This window comes from Acidiphilium sp. PM (genome assembly GCF_000219295.1).
Taxonomy (GTDB): domain Bacteria; phylum Pseudomonadota; class Alphaproteobacteria; order Acetobacterales; family Acetobacteraceae; genus Acidiphilium; species Acidiphilium multivorum.
In genome coordinates this window covers 1-5,887 of the sequence record NZ_AFPR01000219.1, presented here as the reverse complement: position 1 = coordinate 5,887, position 5,887 = coordinate 1, and the positions used below count along the sequence as shown (strand labels likewise).

Annotated in this window: 7 protein-coding genes; 2 read left to right on the top strand and 5 right to left on the bottom strand. The window is 66.1% G+C overall.

Features of this window, described 5'->3' with window-relative positions; translation table 11 throughout:
• The 4 genes from APM_RS09970 to APM_RS09955 all read right to left on the bottom strand — a co-directional run.
• On the bottom strand, nt 1-1,224 hold a 1,224-nt coding region (locus tag APM_RS09970; protein WP_007423244.1), incomplete at its 3' end, for a xanthine dehydrogenase family protein molybdopterin-binding subunit.
• Nucleotides 1,225-1,441: 217 nt separating this feature from the next.
• Nucleotides 1,442-1,957 (bottom strand): DinB family protein, encoded by a 516-nt coding sequence (locus APM_RS09965; protein ID WP_007423243.1) that lies wholly within the window; start codon nt 1,955-1,957, stop codon nt 1,442-1,444.
• Between the two features lie 155 nt (nt 1,958-2,112).
• A complete protein-coding gene (locus APM_RS09960; RefSeq protein WP_007423242.1) occupies nt 2,113-2,550 on the bottom strand; it encodes a hypothetical protein in 438 nt (145 codons plus the stop codon).
• A 173-nt stretch (nt 2,551-2,723) separates the two neighbouring features.
• A complete protein-coding gene (locus APM_RS09955) occupies nt 2,724-3,473 on the bottom strand; it encodes an isoprenylcysteine carboxylmethyltransferase family protein (protein ID WP_007423241.1) in 750 nt (249 codons plus the stop codon).
• 614 nt (nt 3,474-4,087) lie between these two features.
• On the opposite strand from APM_RS09955, the gene APM_RS09945 reads away from it, so the two are divergent.
• The gene (locus APM_RS09945; protein WP_138919185.1) at nt 4,088-4,309 is read left to right on the top strand and encodes a hypothetical protein; all 222 of its coding nucleotides are present in this window, start codon (nt 4,088-4,090) and stop codon (nt 4,307-4,309) included.
• Between the two features lie 103 nt (nt 4,310-4,412).
• Nucleotides 4,413-5,264: an FkbM family methyltransferase gene (locus tag APM_RS09940; protein ID WP_007423240.1), complete on the top strand. Its 852-nt coding sequence runs from the start codon at nt 4,413-4,415 to the stop codon at nt 5,262-5,264.
• Nucleotides 5,265-5,334: 70 nt separating this feature from the next.
• Here APM_RS09940 and APM_RS09935 read toward each other — a convergent pair.
• A partial coding sequence (locus tag APM_RS09935) for an SDR family oxidoreductase (protein WP_007423239.1) occupies nt 5,335-5,887 on the bottom strand: 553 nt, incomplete at its 5' end.

Here is a 5,887-nt window from a genome sequence, read left to right as displayed (position 1 = left end):
GGCGGCGGGGATCGCGTTGCGCGCCCGCAGATCCAGCGGGTCGGCGCCGGCCGCGGCGGCGGCCTCGTCCACCAAGCGCTCGACCAGCAGCGCGATATCCGGCCGCCCGGCGCCACGATACGGGCCGAGCGGGCCCGCATTGGTGAAATATTGCGCGAAGCGGGCATGGGCCGCCGGGATCGCGTAGGTGCCGGTGCCCGATTGCAGCGCGTTATGGACGTTGACGAAGGCGCCGACGGTGGTGACATAGGCGCCGAGATCGGTGTGATACTCGATCTCGATCGCGGTGAAGCGGAGATCGGCATCGAGCGCGAGGCGGCCGGCGAGCCTGGTGCCGCGACCGTGATTGTCGTTGAGGAAGGCCTCGCCGCGCGTCGGCACGTAGCGCACCGTCCGGCCGGTGGCGCGGGCGGCGAGCAGGAGGGCGGCGTGCTCGGGATAGGCCGGGCTGCGCAGGCCGAACCCGCCGCCGACATCGGGCAGCTCGATCATGATCCGCGCCGCCGGCACGCCGAGCATGGCCTCGAGATCGAGCCGGATCTCGTTGATGCCCTGGTGCGGGGTGACGAGGTGATAGACGTCCGAAGCCGCGTCATACCGCGCGACGATGCCGCCGGGCTCCATCGTGGAGGGGGCGAGGCGCGGCAGATCGAACCGCACCGCGGCCACATGCGCCGAAGCGGCGAAGGCGGCGGCGACCGATGCGGCGTCGCCCGCCACATGCCGGAAGGCGAGATTGCCCGGCGCCTCGGGATGGATCGGCGGCGCGTCCGGCGCGGCGTCGAGCCCGACCACCGGCGGCAGCATCTCGTACTCCACCGCGATCGCCTCCGCCGCGTCCATCGCCGCGGCGAGGGTTTCGCCGACCACGCAGGCGACCGGCTCGCCGGCATAGCGCACCCGCCCCTGCGCCAGCACCGGGCGGAACGGGGCGACGAGCGGGCGCTCGCCCTCGGCGCCATAGCGCATCAGCGCGCGGAAATTGCCGAAGCCGGCGGCGGCGCAATCCTCGCCGGTCAGCACCGCGACGACGCCCGGCATCGCCCGCGCCGCCGCCGCATCGAGGGAGACGATCGCCGCATGGGCGTGCGGCGATCGCAGGAAGGCCGCCGCCAGCGCGCCCTCCGCCCGCACATCCGCCACATACCGCCCCGCCCCGCTCACCCAGCGCGTCCGGTCGCGCGCCGATTGCGTGGGCCGGCCCGAGATGCCCGATCCGTCCATGTTTTCCTCCCTCCCGCGCGTCCGGCCAGCGTCCTTGAAGCGCCACGGCCGTCGAGAAATAACAGCACGTTAACAGAATACCCCGCCATCGCGGGTCCGCAAACCCCGGCCCCGCCAGGCCGGCAGGCCCGCAGCCGAATGCGTCCTCATGAAACTTCAGGTTCGCGAGGATCGGGACAAGCGCCGGCCCGGCGTGCCGGATCAGCGCCGCCGATGCTTACAGGATTTCGGGGTGCTCCGGCATGAACGCAAGGTCGGTATCGTCTGGCCTGACGCCTGCGGCCGTGAGCATGGCATGGATCTGGCCGCGATGGTGTGTCTGGTGATTGAAGAGATGCATGACGATCACGGTCTTCGGCCTCGAAATCTCGCGTCCCAGCGCGCCCGAAAACCAGACGAGATCTTCGGCGAACCAGGCGGCATCCAGCTGCCCTGCCCAGTCCAGCACCTCGCGGTCCATCGCGGCGCGTTGCCCGCAGAATTCGTCCCAGCTCCCGTCAAACCTCGTCGAGCCCGGAATCCCTCCCTCGGGCGGCCGCGTGCCCTTGAACCGGCTCATCCACATGCGGTCCGCCCAGAGCAGGTGGTAGAACGTCGCCTCGATCGATCCGAAGAAGGCGCCCCGGTCGAGCGCCCGCCCTTCGGGTGGCAGCTGGGCCGTCGCGCGGAGAAGGTTCCGGTTTTGCCAGGCATTGTATCTGGCCATCGTCAGCGCGTATTCGGCATTGGCCATGGTGGCCCTCCGCATGGAAATCCCGCTCGGCGCAGTCTTCATAGCGCCGATGGATTGCCATGGGAATGACGGGCCGGGCCCGGCAGTCCCGCGAACGAACCGCCGGTCCCCGGCGTGATTGCGAAGCGGCGGCGCGGGCGGGCCGGGTATCCGGCCTATTTGAACTGCTGCCCCATCTTCGCCCCCTTGGAGAGTTTGGTGAGATAGGCGATCAGGTCGGTCATCTGCGGGCTGGAAGCGCCGGGCGGCTTGCCTTGCAGGCCGCCGCGAATGCAGTGGACGAGCTGCTGCTCGAGCGTCACCACACGATGCGCATGGCCGTTATATTTCGGGAACTGCGCCGCAACCCCCTCGAGGCTCGGGATCTTCGCGCCGCCCGGCAGGTGTCCGGCCGTGGTGCCGCCATTGACATGGCACGACGAGCAGGTGCGCACGCCGCCGAACTGATCATGATTGAAGATGTGCAAGCCCTCCGCCGCGGCCTGGTCCGGCGAAGTGGCCGGGGCAAGCCCCGCGGCGGCGGCCGTGCCGAGGCCAAGGCCGAAGGCGAGAAGGGCAGCCCCGACGAGACGGGGGCGGGGTAACCGGGTCATCACGAAGCCTCCCAGAGATATATGTCAATTCCGGAATACAGCTAACGTCCCGGCGGCGTGGCCTGTCAATCGTCCGGCGGCGGCGCTGCCCCCCGGCGCGATCAAGCTTCCGTGCGCATGACGGGCGAACACCCCGCCCCGCGTGGCGAACGTGCAGACGGCGCAACGGCCGGTCAGAAAATCAGGGGGACCAGATGCCAGCGCACCCTTGTGCAGTATTCCGTGTATCCCGGCAGGTTTTGCGCAAGGAAATTCTCCTCATCGAGGAGGCGCCAGACGAGGCCGAGAACCGTGAGGGCCGAGGGAATGAGCGTCCAATAGGAACCGAGCGCCAGGGGCATGCCGATCAGGTAGACCAGCGCGCTCGCATACATCGGATTCCGCACGACCCCGTAGGGCCCGGTCGAGACAACCCTCTGATCCTCGACGACCCCGACAGTCGCGGCGCCGAACGGGTTCTCCTTGACGACCCGGTACACCATGAGCATGCCCGCGACGATCAGAAGATCGCCCGTCACCACGAGCCAAGGCGGCACGTTCGACCATCCGAAGCGGTCATCCAGTCCCGGAACGATGAATGCGACGACGATTGAGATGAAGCCGAGCAGCGTAATGCCCTTTTGCACGGACCGTTGCTCCGCAATCGGACCCGCTTTCATCCTGGCCTCCAGCAGCCTCGGGTTGTCGAGCAGGTATCGCACGTAGGGAACGGCGGCGATGCCGTTCACCGCGAGATACACCCACGCTTGCCAATACCTCACGGTACCCGCCGCGAGAAACAGCACGAGCGCAATGAGCCCGGTGCCAGCCAGACACAAGATCAGCATTCGCATTCTGGCGTTTTTCATGGGGTATGAAACCACCTCGGGCGTCGTCCGATCGGACAAGGATGCCATGATGATCAATATGATGGAGCGCTGCATCCGATCCTGAAGGGTCGGAACGCGCTCCAGCCTCGCATTCGGTTCCTCACCTCATGCTCGTATTGACGCCGTACAGAAATCAAGAAAATTTTGTCTTATTAACTGAATTTTTATTCAAATATCGGTTGATATTTTAACGATATGAGACGGGAGGTGGCTGTGCAGGCGGCATTACCGGCGAGGCGGCGAATTTTCATCAAGCGATCACGGATCTCGATCGCGTTATGCATCCTGATCACGGTATCGATCGTGACCATGGCGGTCCCCGTTCTGACCTGAACGAGCGCCCTGCCCCTCGACTCTTCGCGACCGGATGTCAGGGATCGGCTTCCGGGCGCCGGCGCGCCATTCTCCCCGATCCCCGGCATCACCCCGATCTGATCCGCTGCCCGGCCACGCCAGGCCCGATATGGCGCGCCGCCGCGTCACCGCACCGCCGAAGTAACAACGGCTCCACGGACGGCTCGCGGCACCGTGGCCATCGGTCACGGGAATTTCATCACGCCGCCGCGCGAATCCGTTAGGAAGCCACGATGAACACCACCCACCCCCAGGCGGCCGGCATCCCTCCGCGATGCCGCCGCGAGCCTTGAGTCCGTGCCGGAGAAATGCGGTTGACCGTCTGGCTCATCATGGTTCCGGCACTGATCGCGGGCCACCCCGGCGCAACCGTGCCGCACTGGCACCGCACGCATGCCGGATGCCGCGCCGATGAGGCCGCCCATCACCTTCCGCCCGGATCATGCCTGAAAACCGAGGGCGACGCGCCCCCCACGACCGGCCCGGCGGGACCAGCCGCCCCATTCCACCGCAACCCACCAGATGAACGCGATTGACGTCGCAAAGAGGGGGGTCGGCACGAATCCTCCTGCTTTTGGACGGTATGGACAAAATAGAGACGTATGGCACATTCTTATTATTAAGTCTTAGGAATGAACCATGAGCATCAAACAGATTGGCTTTCTGGTCGGCGACAAGGCTGCCACTCTGTCGGGCGCTCATCCAGCATATCTGTCCGCGTTCGACGGCCAGCAAACGGCCGGGAATGCGCTGTCGGGATTCATCAAGGCGCTTCCCGAGAATGCGCTCTATGTGGATATTGGGGCGAATGTCGGCGCCACCGTTGTCGCGGCGGCTCTCCTGCGGCCCGACATCACCATCGTCGCGTTCGAGCCCGTACCGTCGAACTTTCAGCTTCTGGTGCGCAATGTCGCCGACAACGGCCTTACGAATTGCAAGCTCGTCAACGCGGCGGTCGGCGACCGCACTGGTGAAGTCCTGATCAGCGACAATGGCCCCTGGTCTCTGATCGGCGCCGGCAGCGTTTCCGTGCCACTCGTGACGCTCGATGATTACTTCCAGACCACCCCTCAAGGCCGCCCCGTGGATCTGCTGAAGGTGGACGTCGAAGGTTACGAGCCGCAGGTCATTTTCGGAGCGAAGCGGACCATTGAACAGAGCCGGGCGCCCATCTTCATGGAGTTCAATTCGTGGACGCTCCTGTGTCAGGGCTGCAACCCTCTCAACTTCGCGGCCCAATTATGGTCCATTTTCTCGGTTTCCGACCCGCAGGGGTCACCTCTTCCGTCATCTGAAGTCTTTGTGCACGACAATCTCGTCAAGCACGGATGCGTCGAGGATGTGGTTCTGCGGCTCAATAACATTTCCGCATTGAGATCGTTTTTGTTCAACATGGATCCTGTGCGACAAGAACTCGAATCGGTCTACGCCTCGACGTCGTGGCGGCTGACAGCACCCCTACGCCGCTTGAAGGGCTTCATCAGCAGATAGTTCGGTCTGCGGAACGCCGAGATACCGAGAAAAGGTATCCACACCGGCGTCAGCGTCTCACCTCAGCGCCTCACCACGGCAGCTCCGCGCCGGTATAGTCGAAGAACGCCAGCCCCGGCGTGCCGCGCCGGGCGATCAGCTGGTCGACCACGCGGGGAATGCTCTCGCCGATCGACAGCGTCGCCTGCGGCCCGCCCATGTCGGTCCGCACCCAGCCGGGCGCCACCAGGGCGAGGCTGCGCGCGGAGGCCCTGTGGCGCGCGGCATAGCTGCGCATCAGCGTGTTCAGCGCCGCCTTGCTCGCCCGGTAGGCCTCGAACATGCCGGTCGTGTTGTTGGCCACGCTGCCGAGCCCGGAAGACATCAGCCCGATCCCGCCCTCCGGCGCGACCAGGTCGCCCAGCGCCTCCACCGCGCGCATCGGGCTGAGCGCGTTGGTCACCATCAGCTCGACGAAGGTCTCGGTGCTCACCGCGCCGATCGGCGCCGCCGGATCGCTGGCGATTCCCGCGTTCACGAACAGCTGGTCGAACACCTGCCCCTCCAGCCGCGCCCGCAGGGCGGCGAGCTGGTCCGCGTCGTTGATGTCGAGGCGCTCGATCGCGAGCCGCCCGCCGGCCCGC